Source organism: Roseibacterium elongatum DSM 19469 (assembly GCF_000590925.1).
In the GTDB taxonomy this organism is placed as follows: domain Bacteria; phylum Pseudomonadota; class Alphaproteobacteria; order Rhodobacterales; family Rhodobacteraceae; genus Roseibacterium; species Roseibacterium elongatum.
Genome location: NZ_CP004372.1, coordinates 1641043 through 1658060, shown reverse-complemented (window position 1 = coordinate 1658060; position 17018 = coordinate 1641043). Strand labels below are relative to the sequence as shown.

The 17018-nt window shown below is 64.6% G+C and carries 13 protein-coding genes and 3 pseudogenes; 8 read left to right on the top strand and 8 right to left on the bottom strand.

Features of this window, described 5'->3' with window-relative positions; translation table 11 throughout:
* Positions 1-9: 9 nt before the first annotated feature.
* From ROSELON_RS08040 to ROSELON_RS08025, 4 genes and pseudogenes are all read right to left on the bottom strand, one after another.
* Positions 10-990: an aldo/keto reductase gene (locus tag ROSELON_RS08040; RefSeq protein WP_025311897.1), complete on the bottom strand. Its 981-nt coding sequence runs from the start codon at positions 988-990 to the stop codon at positions 10-12.
* Positions 987-1691 (bottom strand): purine-nucleoside phosphorylase, encoded by a 705-nt coding sequence (deoD, locus tag ROSELON_RS08035; RefSeq protein WP_025311896.1) that lies wholly within the window; start codon positions 1689-1691, stop codon positions 987-989. The genes ROSELON_RS08040 and deoD overlap by 4 nt, the downstream gene beginning before the upstream one ends.
* A gap of 3 nt (positions 1692-1694) precedes the next feature.
* Positions 1695-2009, bottom strand: coding sequence for an H-NS histone family protein (locus ROSELON_RS08030; RefSeq protein WP_025311895.1), 315 nt, complete (start codon positions 2007-2009; stop codon positions 1695-1697).
* A gap of 114 nt (positions 2010-2123) precedes the next feature.
* Positions 2124-4128, bottom strand: a pseudogene (locus tag ROSELON_RS08025) (protein meaA).
* A 183-nt stretch (positions 4129-4311) separates the two neighbouring features.
* On the opposite strand from ROSELON_RS08025, the gene ROSELON_RS08020 reads away from it, so the two are divergent.
* The 6 genes and pseudogenes from ROSELON_RS08020 (at position 4312) to ROSELON_RS07995 (ending at position 11711) form a co-directional block, all read left to right on the top strand.
* Complete coding sequence (locus ROSELON_RS08020; RefSeq protein ID WP_025311894.1) at positions 4312-5709, top strand: 1-acyl-sn-glycerol-3-phosphate acyltransferase; 1398 nt, start codon at positions 4312-4314, stop codon at positions 5707-5709.
* Positions 5700-6164, top strand: a complete 465-nt coding sequence (locus tag ROSELON_RS08015; RefSeq protein ID WP_156945894.1) for a hypothetical protein — start codon at positions 5700-5702, stop codon at positions 6162-6164. Before ROSELON_RS08020 ends, ROSELON_RS08015 begins: the two co-directional genes overlap by 10 nt.
* A 135-nt stretch (positions 6165-6299) precedes the next feature.
* Positions 6300-7595, top strand: coding sequence for a crotonyl-CoA carboxylase/reductase (gene ccrA / locus ROSELON_RS08010; protein ID WP_025311892.1), 1296 nt, complete (start codon positions 6300-6302; stop codon positions 7593-7595).
* 185 nt (positions 7596-7780) lie between these two features.
* Entirely contained in the window at positions 7781-8203 is a 423-nt protein-coding gene (locus ROSELON_RS08005) for a hypothetical protein (protein WP_156945893.1), read from the top strand.
* A gap of 40 nt (positions 8204-8243) precedes the next feature.
* A complete protein-coding gene (gene deoC, locus ROSELON_RS08000; protein WP_025311890.1) occupies positions 8244-9257 on the top strand; it encodes a deoxyribose-phosphate aldolase in 1014 nt (337 codons plus the stop codon).
* Positions 9258-9363: 106 nt separating this feature from the next.
* Positions 9364-11711: pseudogene (locus ROSELON_RS07995) on the top strand (aldehyde dehydrogenase family protein).
* Positions 11712-11830: 119 nt separating this feature from the next.
* Here the strand turns inward: ROSELON_RS07995 and ROSELON_RS07990 are convergent.
* The gene (locus tag ROSELON_RS07990) at positions 11831-12436 is read right to left on the bottom strand and encodes a DUF1523 family protein (protein WP_025311889.1); all 606 of its coding nucleotides are present in this window, start codon (positions 12434-12436) and stop codon (positions 11831-11833) included.
* A 13-nt stretch (positions 12437-12449) separates the two neighbouring features.
* Complete coding sequence (locus tag ROSELON_RS07985; RefSeq protein WP_025311888.1) at positions 12450-12710, bottom strand: hypothetical protein; 261 nt, start codon at positions 12708-12710, stop codon at positions 12450-12452.
* 100 nt (positions 12711-12810) lie between these two features.
* Here ROSELON_RS07985 and ROSELON_RS19190 point away from each other — a divergent pair.
* Positions 12811-14089: pseudogene (locus ROSELON_RS19190) on the top strand (acetylornithine deacetylase/succinyl-diaminopimelate desuccinylase family protein).
* Positions 14090-14093: 4 nt separating this feature from the next.
* On the opposite strand, the gene ROSELON_RS07975 reads toward ROSELON_RS19190, so the two are convergent.
* Positions 14094-14291: a hypothetical protein gene (locus ROSELON_RS07975; protein ID WP_025311887.1), complete on the bottom strand. Its 198-nt coding sequence runs from the start codon at positions 14289-14291 to the stop codon at positions 14094-14096.
* A gap of 188 nt (positions 14292-14479) precedes the next feature.
* On the opposite strand from ROSELON_RS07975, the gene ROSELON_RS07970 reads away from it, so the two are divergent.
* Positions 14480-15952 (top strand): ABC transporter substrate-binding protein, encoded by a 1473-nt coding sequence (locus tag ROSELON_RS07970; protein WP_025311886.1) that lies wholly within the window; start codon positions 14480-14482, stop codon positions 15950-15952.
* Between the two features lie 51 nt (positions 15953-16003).
* On the opposite strand, the gene ROSELON_RS07965 is transcribed toward ROSELON_RS07970, so the two are convergent.
* Complete coding sequence (locus ROSELON_RS07965) at positions 16004-16999, bottom strand: NAD(P)-dependent alcohol dehydrogenase (protein WP_025311885.1); 996 nt, start codon at positions 16997-16999, stop codon at positions 16004-16006.
* Positions 17000-17018 lie beyond the last annotated feature (19 nt).

Sequence of the window (17018 nt, the reverse complement as noted above, 5' to 3'; positions counted from 1 at the left end):
TAGAGCGCGTCAGCAATAGCGCTCCACCCCACCGTATTGCGCATCGGAATAGCGGTCGCCATGGGCAAAGCCCGCGGGCAGGATCGCCTCGATCTCGGCCAGATCCTGCGCGCTCAGGACGATGTCGTCGGCGCGGACGAGGTCGCGCAGGTTCGCCGCCGTTCGCGTGCCCGGAATGGGCAGAATGTGGTCGCCCTGTGCCAGCGTCCAGGCCACCGCCGTAGCGGCCGTGGACCAGCCGCGCGCGCGGCACCAATCCTGGAACGGGGCGATGGCGGCCTTGTTGGCGCTGAAATTCGGCTCGACGAAACGGGGGTTGGCCTGCCGGAAATCCTCGGGCGGGAAGTCTTCGCGCCGTGGAAAGCGATCGGCGAAGATGCCGCGCCCCACGGGTGAGAAGGCCACGAAGGTCACGCCAAGCTCGGCACAGGTCTGGATCATGCCAAGCTCGGGCTGGCGCGTCCAAAGCGAGTATTCCGACTGCACGGCGGCCACGGGATGGACCGCATGGGCGCGCCGCAGGGTCGCGGGGGCCACCTCGGACAGGCCGATGGCCCCGATCAGCCCCTCGGCGATGAAGCCCGCCAGCGTTTCCATCACCTCTTCGATGGGGCGGTCGGCCTCGCGGCGGTGGATGTAGAACAGATCGACACTGTCACGGCCCAAGCGTTCGAGCGATCCTTCGAGCGAGCGGCGCAGCGCCTCGGCGTCGTTGCGGAAATGGCGGGTCGGCTTGGGGTAGATGCCCGCCTTGGTCGCCAGGGTGACCGGCGCGTTCGTTTGCGCCAGATAGGCCCCGATCGCCCGCTCGCTGATGCCCATGCCATAGATCTCGGCCACATCCCAATGGGTGATGCCCAGATCGATGGCGGCGGCCAGGCAAGCGTGGCTTTCGCCCTCGGTCGTGGCGCCGTAAACGCCGCCGAAGCTCATGCAGCCAAGGCCGACGGCCCCAACCTTCTGGCCTGCAATCCTCCGCTTCAGTTTCATGCGAAGGCCGCCTCGAGCGCGATTTCGACCATATCGGAAAAGGACGATTGCCGATCTTCCGAGGGCAACGCCTCGTGCGTCAGCAGATGATCCGACACCGTCAGCACCGCCAGCGCGCGGCACCCGTGGCGCGCGGCGAGGGTATACAGCTCGGCCGCCTCCATTTCGACGGCCAAAATACCGTGGCGGGTCATCTGCTCGTTCAGATCGGGGCGTTCATCATAGAAGACATCCGAGGAATAGATTCCGCCAACATGGGTCGTGATGCCCTTCGCCCGTGCCGCTGCATTCGCCGCTTCGAGCAATCCGTAATCGGCACAAGGGGCGAAATTCAATTCGCGAAAGATACCCCGCGATGGGGTCGACAGGGTCGAGGAGGTCATTGCCAGAACCACGTCGCGCAGTTTGACATAATCCTGCATAGCGCCGGTCGAGCCGATGCGGATCAGCGTCCTGGCCCCGTAATCGCGGATCAATTCATTGGCATAGATCGACAGGCTGGGCATTCCCATGCCCGATCCATGGATCGTGACGGGATTGCCGCGCCAGGTGCCGGTAAAGCCCAGCATGCCGCGGATTTCATTCACGCAGACCGGGTTTTCCAGAAAGGTTTCCGCCGCCCATTTCGCACGCAGCGGGTCGCCGGGCATGAGAACGGTTTCCGCGATCTCGCCCGGCTTGGCGCCAATGTGAATGGTCATGGTTCAGATTGCCAGATCGTCCAGCGACTTGCCTGCGGCAAGGGCATCCTTGATCCATTGCGGTTGACGGCCACGCCCGGTCCAGGTCTGGCTGCCATCGTCGGGGTTGGCGTATTTCGGAACGCCCTTGGTCTTGGTCTTTGCGCCTTTTGCGCCCATGACATCCTCAAGGGAAAACCCGAACTCCTGCGCCGCCTTTTGCGCGGCAATCAGGGCTTCCTGTTTCCTTCGTTTTTCGAAATCGGCAATCGCGGCATCCACCTCCTTGCGGTGGGCCTTCAACTCTTCAAGCGACATCTTTTCGAGGTTCTTGGCCATTCGTTTCGTCCCAATTCCCATTGCCGTAAAGTCATACTTCATTTCCCTTGCGACGTTTTTGTCGCAAGGGCAAGGCAAAAGGTTAACTGGTCGACTTGGCCAAATATTCCGGAGTCACTCGGCCGCAATGGATTCCGGGTCGGCGCAGGCCACGATATCCATCATGATCCGGTTCAATTCGAAGTCCTTGGGCGTGTACACGCGCGCCACGCCATAGCCCAACAGGGTTTGCGCGTCCTCGTCCGGAATGATGCCACCGACAAGGACGGGAATATGATCCATGCCTTCGGCGCGCAGACGGTCCATGACCTCGCGGATCAGGGGAATGTGGCTGCCCGACAGGATCGACAGGCCAATGACATGAACCTCTTCGGTCTTGGCGGCTTCGATGATTTCGGCCGGGGTCAGGCGAATCCCTTCGTAGGAAATATCCATGCCGCAATCGCGCGCACGGAAGGCGATTTGCTCGGCACCATTGGAATGGCCGTCGAGCCCCGGCTTGCCCACGAGGAATTTCAGCCGGCGTCCCAGGCTGTCGCTGACGGCATCCACGGCGGCGCGGATGTCATCCAGCCCTTCGGTCTTGTTCGACACCGATTTCGACACGCCGGTGGGCCCGCGATACTGACCGTGAACCGCGCGCATGACGCCCGACCATTCGCCGGTCGTCGCACCCGCCTTGGCCGCGGCGATCGAAGCGGGCATGATGTTGCGCCCCTCGGTGGCGGCGGCGCGCAGATCGGCCAGCGCGCCTTGCACTGCGGCTTCGTCCCGCGCCTCGCGCCAGGCGTTCAGGCGGTCAATCTGGTCGGCCTCGACACCGGGATCGACGGTCATGATGCCGCCATCCTCGCCCATCAGCGGCGAGGGTTCGGATTGGGTGTACTTGTTCACGCCGACAACGGTCGTGTCGCCACGTTCGATCCCGCCGACGCGATCGGCATTGGACTCGACCAACCGCGACTTCATGTATTCGATTGCGGCGATCGGCCCCGCCCATCGAGTCGAGATTGGCCAGTTCGGCGCGCGCGCCCGCTTTCAACTCTTCGACCTTGGCATCGACAACGGGGTTACCGTCGAACAGATCGCCATATTCCAGAAGGTCGGTTTCAAAGGCCATGATCTGCTGCATGCGCATCGACCATTGCTGATCCCAGGGGCGCGGCAGGCCCAGCGCCTCGTTCCAGGCGGGCAGCTGCACGGCGCGGGCGCGGGCCTTTTTCGAGAGCGTCACGGCCAGCATCTCGATCAGGATGCGGTAGACGTTGTTTTCCGGCTGCTGTTCCGTCAGGCCGAGCGAGTTGACCTGCACCCCATATCGGAAGCGGCGGTATTTCGCATCTTCGACGCCATAACGTTCGGCGCAGATTTCATCCCACAGATCGACGAAGGCGCGCATCTTGCACATCTCGGTGACGAAGCGGATGCCGGCATTCACGAAGAAGGAGATGCGCCCGACCAGGCGCGGGAAGTCTTCCGCCGGGACGCACGGGCGCAACTCATCCAGCACGGCAATCGCGGTGCCCAGCGCATAGGCCAGTTCCTGCTCGGGCGTCGCGCCGGCCTCTTGCAGGTGGTAGGAACACACATTCATCGGGTTCCACTTGGGCACGTTGGTATAGCAGTACTCGGCCACGTCCGCGATCATGCGCAGCGAAGGTTTCGGCGGACAGATATAGGTGCCGCGGCTGAGGTATTCCTTGATCAGGTCGTTCTGCACCGTGCCCTGAAGCTTGGAAATGTCGGCGCCCTGTTCCTCGGCCACGGCGATGTAGAGCGACAACAGCCACGGCGCGGTGGCGTTGATCGTCATCGAGGTGTTCATCTGCTCAAGCGGGATCTCGTCGAACAGCGTTCGCATGTCGCCCAGATGGCAGATCGGAACCCCGACCTTGCCCACCTCGCCCCGTGCAAGGACATGGTCGCTGTCATAGCCCGTTTGGGTCGGCAGATCGAACGCGACCGACAGGCCCGTTTGACCCTTGGCCAGGTTGCCGCGGTAAAGCGCGTTCGACGCCTTGGCGGTGGAATGACCGGCATAGGTACGGATGAGCCATGGCTTGTCACGGGTTTGGGCGGTCACGGGCGGGCCTCCTGAATCAGTTTGCCGCAATTTCATTGCGCACAGTGGGATATATGTAAAACAATCTGTCCCTGTCAATTCGCTGCGTTGCGGCAAGCCGGGGATGCAGGGCTCAGGCGGAACCGTAGCACGAAAAAGTTGAACCATCGTGCCGCGATCCTTTGGCCGGCGCAACGGCAGCGATTGTTTTGCGCGCGCAATACTGCCAGCTTGCAGGCCATGACGACCCCGGTAACCCTGCCGCTCTGGCTGTTCATCCTGATCCTGCTGTTCGCCGCAGTTACCTTTGCCTCGCACTTTCTGTTTCCGTCGGTGCGCTGGTTCCTGCGGCGTAGGCTCGAGGCGGCGGTCGAGCAGCTCAACACGCGGCTGGCCCGCCCGATCCAGCCCTTCAAACTGGCGCGCCGCATGGATACGGTTCGGCGGCTGATCTACGACCCTGAGGTGGCGCAGGCGATCGCGGATCATGCCCATGCAAACGGCATCCGCGAGGATGTCGCCTTCCAGAAGGCCGAACGCTACGCCCGCGAGATCGTGCCCGGCTTTTCCGCCTTTACCTATTTCAGCTTTGCCATCCGTGTCGCGCGCCTGCTCAGCCAGTCACTCTATCGCGTGCGTCTGGCCCATGCCAATGACCCGGCGCTCGAATCGGTGCCGACGACCTCCACCGTCATCTTCGTGATGAACCACCGCTCGAACATGGATTACGTGCTGGTGACGTGGCTGGTGGCCGAACGCTCGGCGCTGGCCTATGCGGTGGGGGAATGGGCGCGGGTCTGGCCTCTGCGGCAACTGGTGCGCGCCATGGGCGGCTATTTCATCCGCCGCCGCTACAACAACGCGCTCTATCGCAGGGTGCTGGCCCGCTATGTGCAGATGGCGACCGAGGCGGGCGTCACGCAGGCGGTCTTTCCCGAAGGCGGGCTCAGCCGGACCGGTGCGCTTGGCAAACCGAAGCTGGGTTTGATCTCGTACATCCTCGACGGGTTCCAGCCGGGCGTCTCGCGCGACGTGGTCTTTGTGCCGGTGGCGCTGAATTACGACCGGGTGATGGAAGACCGCAATCTGATCGACGCGCATCTGAACGGCACGCGGCGCTTTCGGTTTTCCGTCCGCCCGATCTATCGCTATCTGCGGCGGCAGATCTGGTTGCGCCTGACGGGCCGGTTCCACCGCTATGGCTATGCCGCGGTCAGTTTCGGCGACCCGCTCAGCCTGACCGAGTTCCTGTCGCAGGGTCACGTGGACGACGCCGAGGCGCTGGGGGCGAACCTGATGGACCGGATCGCGCGTGTCATGCCCGTGACGCCGGTGCCTCTGGTGGCGCATGCCCTGGCCCAGGGCGTCACCAGCCACGCCGCCCTGACGCGTCGGGTCGCCGCGCAGATCGCCGCGGCTGACGCGGCCGGCATCACGGTTCACGTGCCCCGCGCCGACCCTGACTATACGGTCGAGGTCGGGCTGCGCGGCCTGATGGAGCGTCGCATGATCACGCGCGATGGGGACCGGATCGAGGTCACCGACCCCGGCCGCCCCATCGTGGCGTTCTATGCCAATTCCGTCGCGCATCTGCTCGATCCCATCTCTGAAACGCCCAAGGTGGTGTCGTGCGAATAACCGTACAGACTGATGACAGCCTGATTGTGGATTGTCCGCGCAGGGGCGGTCTGTTCCTGTTTTTCTTCGGCGGGATGGGGGCGCTCCTGGCTATTCTGGCCGGATTGGCGGACCCGCCGAATTTCCTTGCCATTCTGGTTGGCCTGATCTTTGCGGGCTTTGGGGCGGCGGCAGCCTGGCACGCCGGGCCGAACCAGTTGCATCTGAGCAGAACCAACGGTCTGGCAACGGTCAGCCGGCACAAACCGCTGGGCACCAAGACGGAAACCTACCCATTGGCCGAGGTCGACGACGTGATGAGCGGGCGCTGTCTGGACTCCGGCGGCCATGGCCTCGCGTTTGAACTGGCCAGTGGCACGGTGGTCAAAGTGACGGATCCCAACCACCACAATCCCGAGGCGCAAACGGTCGGCCGCGAGATCCGGCAGTGGCTGAAGGCGGCAGGCTACCGCTGACCGCTTGCGACATAATATTTCACGAACCGGCATTTTCCTGTTTGCTTTGTTGCGCGGCTGAATCTATGAGTTGCTGCAGCATCAAGACACGATTCCGCATTGCGGCATCGCACCGACCAAGGAGGACGCCCGGTCATGGCACTCGACAGCAACCCCGCGATCGCGGACTACGATGCGCCCAAGAAAGACCTTTACGAGATGGGCGAGATCCCGCCCCTCGGGCATGTCCCGGCGCAGATGTATGGCTGGGTGCTGCGGCAGGAACGGCATGGCGAACCGACCGAGGCGCTGAAGGTCGAAGTCATCGACACCCCCAAGCTCGACAGCCATGACGTGCTGGTTCTCGTGATGGCAGCGGGCGTGAACTATAACGGTGTCTGGGCCTGTCTGGGGCAGCCGGTATCGGTGTTCCTGCAGCACAAGGCGCCCTATGCGGTGATCGGCTCGGACGCGGCGGGGATCGTCTGGGCCGTGGGCGACAAGGTCACACGCTGGAAGGTTGGCGACGAGGTCGTCGTCCACTGCAACCAGGATGACGGCGACGACGAGGAATGCAACGGCGGCGACCCGATGCTGTCACCGTCGCAGCGTATCTGGGGCTACGAGACCGCCGATGGCAGCTTTGCCCAATTCACCCGCGTGCAGGCGCAACAGCTGATGCCGCGGCCCAAGCACCTGAGCTGGGAAGAGTCGGCCTGTTACACGCTCACCTTGGCCACGGCCTACCGGATGCTTTTCGGCCACGAGCCGCACGACCTGAAACCGGGCCAGAACGTTCTCGTCTGGGGCGCGTCGGGCGGCCTTGGTTCGTTCGCAATCCAGTTGATCAACACGGCCGGCGCCAATGCGATCGGCGTGATCTCCGAGGAGGACAAGCGCCAGTTCGTCATGGACCTGGGCGCCAAGGGCGTGATCAACCGCAAGGATTTCAAGTGCTGGGGCCGCCTGCCCGAAGTCGGCACCGAGGAATACAAGGAATGGTTCGGCGAGGTCCGCAAATTCGGCAAGGCGATCTGGGACATCACCGGCAAGGGCGTGAATGTCGACATGGTCTTCGAGCATCCGGGCGAGGCAACCTTTCCCGTCTCGACCTTTGTCGTCAAGCGCGGCGGCATGGTCGTGATCTGCGCCGGCACCTCGGGCTATAACTGCACCTTCGACGTGCGCCACATGTGGTCGCACCAGAAACGTCTGCAGGGCAGCCATTTCGCGCATCTCAAGCAGGCGTCCGCGGCCAACAAGCTGATGCTCGAGCGTCGCCTCGACCCCTGCATGTCCGAAGTCTTTCCCTGGGACGACCTGCCCGAGGCGCATATGAAGATGCGCCGCAACGAACACAAACCCGGCAACATGGCGGTTCTGGTGCAGGCCCCCAAGACCGGGCTGCGCACGCTTGAGGATGTGCTCGAGGCCGGCCCGACCGCGTCATGATCACCTGACATCGATACGCCGTCACCCTCACCGGCGGCGTCACACCAGCCCCGCGCCCATCCTCACCAAGGCGCGGGGCTGATTTTTTTGCGCCCGCGCTGCGCAGCAGAATTCCCTCAAATCCGCCCCGTTTCCGTCAACACCGGGCGGTAGGACCGGCGTGACTCGAGCTATGCGGGGGCGTCATGGGCGACACCGGTTTCATTGTGGTTGGTATCTTGTTGAGTGTCGTGACGCTTAGACGCTTGGCGACCCGCATTGGGCGGCGGCGGCGCATACGGTCGCCCGCTCCGGCAAGGGCCCGTGTGGTCCAGCGGGCCTTTCCATTTGCGCCGGGGCAACGTGCCATCGCGGCAGAGCGGCGGCGCGCCCGAACGCTCCACATCCCGGACGCCGCAATCGCACGGTTCGTCGCAACCTACCGCGCGCGCGGCATGTCCGAATTGGAGGCGCTGCGGAAGCTGAACGCCGACATTGTCCGCGACCGCGGCCGCTGGCAGGGCGGACATGTGCGGGCGGTGCGCCCCGTTCACAGTGCCCTACTGGAGGGGCGCCCGCACCCATGTTTTGACCGTTTGGTCAAGCTTGCCTTCGCCCGCCGCCCGTGACACGGTTTCGCCCGACCGATCCAAGACAGCGCGACAGATCATGACCGACGCCCAGACCGCCACGGATGCCAGCGTGCGGACCGCTCCGTCCGACCAGTTGCCGCAACTCCATCTACCGCGCAATGCAGGCACTGGGCTCGACCTCGACTGGGTCGCGCGGGTGCAGGCCAACACCTCGGCCATCGAACGTCGCGCCGCCACCCTGCCCGGCCGCCGCAGCGTGAAAAAGGCCTACCAGGCCGCGTGGCTGGCCCGCGCGGTCACATGCATCGACCTGACGACGCTGGCGGGCGATGACACGCCGGGGCGCGTGCGGCGCCTCTGCGCCAAGGCCCGCCAACCGGTGCGCGCCGACATTCTGGATGCGCTCGACCTGCCCGCGATCACGACCGGCGCCGTCTGCGTCTATCACGAGATGGTGCCCACGGCGGTCGAGGCGCTTGAGGGGACGGGCATTCCCATCGCCGCCGTGTCCACCGGCTTTCCCGCCGGTTTGTCGCCCTATCATCTGCGGGTGAAGGAAATCGAGGAAAGCGTGAAGGCCGGCGCGAAAGAGATCGACATCGTCATCTCGCGCCGCCATGTCCTGACCGGGAACTGGCAGGCGCTTTATGACGAAATGGCCGAGTTTCGCGCCGCCTGCGGGGATGCGCATGTCAAGGCGATCCTTGCCACGGGCGAGTTGGGCACGCTGCGCAATGTGGCGCGCGCCTCGCTCGTGTGCATGATGGCGGGGGCCGATTTCATCAAGACATCGACCGGCAAGGAAAGCGTGAACGCAACCCTGCCCGTGACGCTGACCATGATCCGCGCCATCCGGGCCTACGAGGCCGCGACCGGGTTCAAGGTGGGCTACAAACCTGCTGGCGGCATCTCCAAGGCCAAGGACGCGCTGGTCTATCTCTCGATGATCAAGGAGGAGTTGGGCGACCGCTGGCTGCGCCCCGACCTGTTCCGCTTCGGCGCGTCGTCGCTGCTTGGCGATATCGAGCGGCAGTTGGAACATCACGCCACGGGCCAGTATTCGGCCAGTTACCGGCATCCGATGGGATGATTGGAGTGGGGTGTGTTTTCCTGCAGGAAAACACGCCGAAAAACTCGAGTTTTTCGGGTCGGAAACCTGAAGATTTCCGTGTCCGGCAAAAGGATGAGGATCGCAAATGACCGCCCGCGAGATTTTCGACACGATGGAGTATGGCCCCGCGCCCGAAAGCGACGCGGAGGCGCGCGAGTGGATCGCCACGCGCGGCCCGGATTTCGGGCATTTCGTAGAAGGCGCGTTCACCGATGCCGGGCAGGGGTTCGCCGCGAAGAACCCGGCAACCGGCGAGGAGTTGGCGCGACTGACCCAGGGCAGCGCCCATGACGTCGAGGTGGCCGTTGCCGCCGCGTCCAAGGCATTTCCAAAATGGTCGAACCTGCCGGGGCATGCGCGGGCGAAATACCTCTATGCCCTGGCGCGGTTGTTGCAAAAACACGCGCGCTTGTTCGCGGTGCTGGAATCGCTCGATAACGGCAAGCCGATCCGCGAAAGCCGCGATATCGACGTGCCGCTGGCGCAGCGTCATTTCTACTATCACGCCGGTCTGGCGCAATTGATGGACAGCGAGATGCCGGGTCATGCGCCCCTTGGCGTCTGCGGTCAGATCATCCCCTGGAACTTTCCGCTGCTGATGCTGGCGTGGAAGATCGCGCCGGCTTTGGCCGCCGGGAACACGGTGGTTCTGAAACCGGCCGAATACACCTCGCTGACGGCTCTGCTGTTCGCCGATATCTGCCGCGAGGCGGGGTTGCCCAAGGGTGTAGTCAATATCGTCACCGGCGACGGCGCAACCGGCGAGGCGCTGGTCACCCACCCGGACGTGGCCAAGATCGCCTTTACCGGATCGACCGCCGTGGGTCGCCGCATCCGCGAGGCGACGGCGGGATCGGGCAAGTCGCTGACGCTCGAATTGGGCGGGAAATCCCCCTACATCGTCTTCGACGACGCCGACATCGACAGCGCCATCGAGGGGCTGGTCGATGCCATCTGGTTCAACCAGGGGCAGGTCTGCTGCGCGGGCTCGCGCCTGCTGGTGCAGGAAGGCATCGCCGAGGATTTCCACACGCGGCTCAAGACCCGCATGGATCGCTTGCGCGTCGGCGACCCGCTGGACAAATGCATCGACGTGGGCGCGCTGGTGGACCCCATCCAGCACCAGACGATCACGCGCATGGTGGAGGCCAATAGCGAAGGGCAGGTCTATCGCGCGCAGGTGGCGAGCCCGAGACGGGCTGTTTCTATCCGCCGACGCTGATCACCGGCCTCAGCCCCGCCGCGCCGCTGATGCAGGAGGAAATCTTTGGCCCGGTGTTGGTCTCGACCACCTTCCGCACGCCGTCCGAGGCGGTGGACCTGGCCAACAACACGCGTTACGGGCTGGCCGCGACAGTCTGGAGCGAGAACCTGAACCTCGCGCTCGACATCGCGCCAAAACTGGCCGCCGGCGTGGTCTGGGTCAACGCCACCAACCTGTTCGACGCGGCCGCCCCCTTTGGCGGTGTGCGCGAGAGCGGGTTCGGCCGCGAAGGCGGGTGGGAGGGGGTGTCGGCCTACCTGAAACCCACGACCAAGCTGATGCCGCGCAAGCCGGTCGCGCCCTTTCCCGCCCCCGATACGGTCGAGGCACCGGGCCTGGACCGCACCGCCAAGATGTATATCGGCGGCAAACAGGCGCGCCCCGACAGCGGCTATTCGCGGCCCGTCTGGTCGAAACGAGGAGAGCTTTTGGGCCATGTCGGACTTGGCAACCGAAAGGATATCCGCAACGCGGTCGAGGCGGCGCGCGGCGCCGCGGGCTGGTCAAAGACCACCGGGCATCTGCGCGCGCAGATCCTGTATTACATCGCCGAAAACCTGTCGGCCCGCGCCGAAGAGTTTGCCGAGCGTGTCCGCGCCCTGACCGCCATCAACGCGGCCAAGGCCGAGGCGGAAGTCGAGGTCTCGATCGCGCGGCTGTTCAGCTACGCGGCCTGGGCGGACAAATTCGATGGCGCAGTGAAATCCGTGCCGATCCGGGGCGTGGCCATGGCCATGCGCGAGCCGGTCGGGATCATCGGCGCCCTGGCGCCTGAGGACGCACCCCTGCTTGGGGCAGTGTCGCTGATCGCGCCGGCCATCGCCATGGGCAACCGCGTGGTGTTGGTGCCCTCGGGCCCGTACCCGCTGGCCGCAACCGACCTGTACCAGGTACTCGACACGTCGGACGTACCGGGGGGCGTCGTCAATATCGTAACGGGCGATGCGGCGGATATCGCCACGGCGCTGGCCGGGCATCAGGAGGTCGATGCGCTGTGGAATTTCTCGACCGCGGATCAGGCGGTGATCGACAGCGCCTCGGCCGGGAACCTCAAGCGCGTCTGGGCGCCTGCGGGCAGCCCCGATTGGCGCGGCAGCGCGGGCGAGGGGCGTGCCTTTCTCGAGGCGGCCACAGAGGTGAAAACGATCTGGGTGCCCTATGGCGAATGACCGCGGCAGGGATTGCGCCGCGGCCTTGCCGCGTCGCTCGGCAAAGCGGCTCAAGGGGCATCGAGCCCCTTTCGCCGCTGGTTTGCATATTTGAAGGATAAAGATCGAGAGTCGCGGGATCAGCCGCGGCCCGCGGCCCAGTCTTTCAGCTTGGCCCACCGCACGGCGCTGCGATCCGCGATGGGCACGAGCACGCGATCTTCGAACCGCTCCCAGATGCGCCAGGCCATGAACAGGATCAGCGCCATGGCCAGCAGGATCACGATGTTGAGCCATGGGAACAAGGCGGTGTCGGGCCCGTCCACCTGTTCCATGCCGACCGCGTTGGGATAGGTTGTCAGCAGGCGCGACCGCCACCCGTAATGGGTGACCGCCACCCAGGTGGGGTTGTCCGCGGCCGAGGACAGGCTGGCGGCCTCGGCCTGCAGGTCGGCCGAATCGAGCTTGAAATAGGGGGGCCAGCCGAAGCCGGTATCCTCGTTGCGATACACGCGCACATCGCCATTCGGCGCGATCGTATTGATCAGGCGCAAGTCCCGGCTATCGGGATTTGCACCGCCGCTGTCGCCTTGCGCATAGAAGATGCGGTTCAGACCCGAGAAATCGGTTCGAATGATCTCGGTATCCGTGACCCGGACGATATCGCGTTGGGGCAGCGTGTAGTGGAGGAATGCCCCGAGGAAAAGGGCCAGCAGCGACAGGAAGATGATCCGGGGCCAATGCATGGGAAGCGATCCTTCAGTTGGTCAGATACACGGTCAGTGTCAGCCCCGACAGGGGCAGAACATATACCAGAAACACAAGCCATTTCCGCAGGCTCGCGGCGCGCGGCTCCAGGCGTTCGGCAACCCATTCGGCGCGGTCGCCCGGTCGCCCTTCCATCACCCAATCCTCTTCCAGCTGCATTTTCGCGCCGGCGCGAAAGTAGAAATAGAGGCTTATGTAGACGACCGTCAGCCCGACGAGCAGGAAGATCGACAATCGGCCCAGATTCAGCATCAGCCACGGGTCCCTTCATTGGCGTTACCCAAGATATAAGCCATCCGGTCGGTGAATGGCAGGGCTTGCCGGTCGCGTCATGCGGGCGCAGTGTGGGGCCATGACAGCCGACACGCCCTTTCTCGATGCGGTCACCGCGCGCAAGGCCGACCTGGTCGCGTTGACCCGCGACCTGATCCGTATTCCCACGCTGAACCCGCCGGGCCGCTGCTATCGCGAGATCTGCGATTATCTGGCGGCGTATCTGTCCGCGCGCGGGTTCGCCTGCGAGATGATCCGCGCCAAGGGGGCACCGGCCGATAGCGACCGCCATCCGCGCTGGAACCTTGTGGCGCGGATCGAGGGCGCGCGGCCCGGCGATTGCGTGCATTTCAACGGCCACCACGATGTGGTCGAGGTCGGCCATGGCTGGACGGTCGACCCCTTTGGCGGCGAGGTGAAGGACGGGCGCGTCTACGGGCGCGGCGCCTGCGACATGAAAGGCGGCCTCGCGAGCGCGGTGATCGCGGCCGAAGCCTTTGTCGCGACCCAGCCCGATTTTGCCGGCGCGATCGAGATCAGCGCCACGGCAGACGAGGAATCGGGGGGGTATGGCGGTGTCGCCTATCTGGCAGAACGGGGCTATTTCGCCCCGGACCGCGTTCAGCATGTCATCATCCCCGAACCGCTGAACAAGGATCGCATCTGCCTGGGGCATCGCGGCGTCTGGTGGGCCGAGATCGAGACCCATGGCCGAATCGCCCATGGCTCGATGCCCTTTCTCGGCGATTGCGCGGTGCGCCATATGGGGGCCGTTCTGGCCGAGATGGAGGCGACGCTGTTCCCCCTCGTTGATGGGCAAAACCACCGAGATGCCGGTGGTGCCCGAGGGCGCGCGGCATTCGACCCTGAACATCAACGCCATCCATGGCGGCGAGCCCGAGCAGGACCCCGACTATACCGGCCTGCCCGCCCCTTGCGTGCCCGACCGTTGCCGCATCACCATCGACCGGCGTTTCCTGATCGAAGAGGACATCGCCGAGGTGAAGGCCGAGATGACGACCCTGCTGGAGCGCGTGCGCGCCAAACGGCCCGGGTTTTCCTACGAGATTCGCGACCTGTTCGAGGTGCAGCCGACGATGACCGACCGCGACGCGCCCGTGGTGCGCACGGTCGAAGAGGCCATCGCCCGCGTGCTGCATCGGCAGGCCGATTTCGTCGTGTCTCCGGGCACATACGATCAGAAACACATCGATCGTATCGGCAAGTTGCAGAACTGCATCGCCTACGGGCCGGGCATCCTGGACCTGGCCCACCAGCCGGACGAATGGGTCGGCATCGACGATATGGTCGATGCGGCAGCGGTCATGGCGCTGACATTGAAGGAGTTGCTGGGCTGACGCCTCAGGCGCGTTCGACAAAGCCCAGATGCGCCAGCGCGCGGGCCGCCATCTCGCGTGCGGCCTGATCGCCGCTGAGCAGATCGTCATTGAGGTGGCGGATCATCGGCGACAGCGCGCGGGCGCTGGTCTGATCGCGGATGAAGGCGGCGACGTTTTCCTTGGCGACGGCCAGGATGTCCTCGGAATTCGGCACGCTCATCTGTCCCCCGAATCGTGATAGCCCTGCCCAAAGGTTAACGCATTTTCCGCCGCGCGAGTCACCGCACGACAGGAATGCGACAATTGCAATGCTGTGCGCCGCCGCGAAAACATGCATTTTCCCCAAGATTTTTGCACTCTGCCGCGCCAATATGCGGCGACGTGCCACCATAGGGAGAGACGCACATCATGATCCGTTCGCTTCGCACCGGCGCCGCGATCCTTGCGCTGACGGCAGGCACCGCGCTTGCACAACAGACCGACATTACCATCGGGATGGTTCTGGAGCCGCCAAATCTCGACCCCACGGGCGGGGCGGCCGCCGCCATCGACGAGGTGGTCTATGCCAATGTGTTCGAAGGGCTGACGCGCTTTGCTTCGGACGGGTCGATCGTGTCCGGCCTCGCCGAAAGCTGGGAGATCTCCGAGGATGGCACGACCTACACCTTCACCCTGCGCGAGGGCGTGACCTTTCACGACGGTTCGGCGATGACGGCCTATGATGTCGTCTTCAGCCTGGATCGCGCGCGTGCCGAGGGATCGACCAACGCGCAGCCGTCGCTTTTCGCCAACATCGTCCTGGTCGAGGCCGTGGATGACACGACCGTCGAGGTTACGCTGGATGGGCCGGACGGGGCGTTTCTGTTCGATATGGCCTGGGGGGATGCGGTGATCGTGTCGCCCGACAGCGCCGAGACCAACGCGACCAACCCCATCGGCACCGGCCCGTTTCGGTTCGTGGAATGGGCGCAGGGCGACCGGGTAGAGCTGACGCGCTATGACGCCTATTGGGGCGATGCCCCAGCGCTCGAAGACGCGACCTTCCGTTTCGTCTCGGACCCCAACGCCGCTTTCGCCGCGATGATGGCGGGCGATGTCGATGCCTTCCCGAACTTCCCCGCGCCCGAAACGCTGTCGAGTTTCGAGGCAGATCCGCGGTTTTCGGTCATCGTCGGTTCGACCGAGGGCGAAACGATCCTTGCCATGAACAACGCTCAACCGCCGCTGGATGACATCCGGGTGCGGCAGGCGATCAGCCACGCGATCAACCGTCAGGATATCATCGATGGGGCGATGTTCGGCTATGGCACGCCCATCGGCACGCATTTCGCGCCGCACAATCCCGACTATGTCGATCTGACCGCCAATTCGGCCTACGACCCCGACGCCGCCCGCGCCCTGCTGGAGGAGGCCGGGGCCACCGATCTGACCCTGCGGTTGATGCTGCCGCCGCCGTCCTATGCGCGGCGCGGCGGCGAGATCATCGCGGCGCAACTGCGCGAGGTCGGGATCGAGACCGAGATCACCAACCTGGAATGGGCGCAGTGGCTGGAACAGGTGTTCCGTGGCTATGATTTCGACCTGACCATCGTCAGCCATACCGAACCCGCCGACATCAACATCTACGCAAATCCCGAGTATTACTTCCAATACGACAACGACGCCTTCCAGGCGTTGATGGAAGAGCTGGCGACGACCTCGGACCCCGCCGCGCGGACCGCGTTGAACCAGCAGGCCCAGCAGATGATCGCCGCGGATTTCGTCAACGGCTATCTGTTCCAGCTGGCCAAGACGGGCGTGGCGAATGCCGATATCGAAGGCTTGTGGGAGAACTCGCCCACGCAGGCCAACGATCTGACCGGCGTGCGCTGGGTCGAGTGACCGCCGCGTGACTGTCGCCGAAAAGCCCGGCCTGTGCTGGGCTTTTCATGTTCAGGCCGCCTGTACGATGTCCTCTGCCTCGGGCAGTTTCAGCACCACCGCGCCCTTGCGCCGGCGGCTTTCGACATGGGCATAGGCGGCGTGGATCTGATCGAAGGGATAGACGCGGTCGATCACCGGACGCAGGCGCCCCGCCTCGATCATGTCCGACAGGCGTTTCAGACCGGCCTTGCTGTCACCATTCACCTTCAGGATCAGGGTGTGCCCACTGCGCCTCGCCTTGCGCGCGGCCAAAACGTCGCCAAGCCCGAAATTCAGCGGAACAAACCGCCCGCCATCGGCCAGCATCGGGGCCGCGGTTCGGTACTCCATGACGCCGATCGTTTCCAGCACCACGTCGAAGGGGCCGGTCAGCGCCGCCGGATCGCTCTTGCGGTAATCGACGAAGGCATCCGCCCCCAACCCCTCGACTAGCGCGCGGTTTGCGCCACTCGCCACACCCGTCACATGCGCCCCCAGCGCCTTGGCGATCTGCACCGCATACGCCCCGACACCGCCCGAGGCACCGACGATCAGCACCCGCTCGCCCGGTTTGACCTGCGCGAAACGGTCGAGGAATTCCAGCGCCGCCTGCGCGCCGAAGGGGATCGCCGCCGCCTGCGTGTCGGTCAACCCGGCGGGGGTGGCAAGGACCGCACCCTCGGCCTTTACGGCGATGTACTCGGCATGCGCCCCGCCCCAGGCGAAGCCAAAGACACGGTCGCCCGGCCGAAACCCGGTCACGCCCGTGCCCACCGCAACGACCTCGCCGGCATAATCCGAGCCGAGCACCGCGTTGCGCGGTGCGAACAGGCCGAACATCATCCGCCCCGCCAGTTTGCTGATCAGGCCGGGAAAGGCCGCCGCGCGCAGCCGCCAATCCGCCGTCGTCACCCCTGCCGCGCCGACGCGTACCAGAATGTCGCCGGCCTTTGGGTCTGGGCGTGCGATGTCGGTGATATGGACCACATCGGCCGGGCCGTAGGTCTTGTAAACTGCCGCTTTCATGATCGGCCTCCTTTCAAAA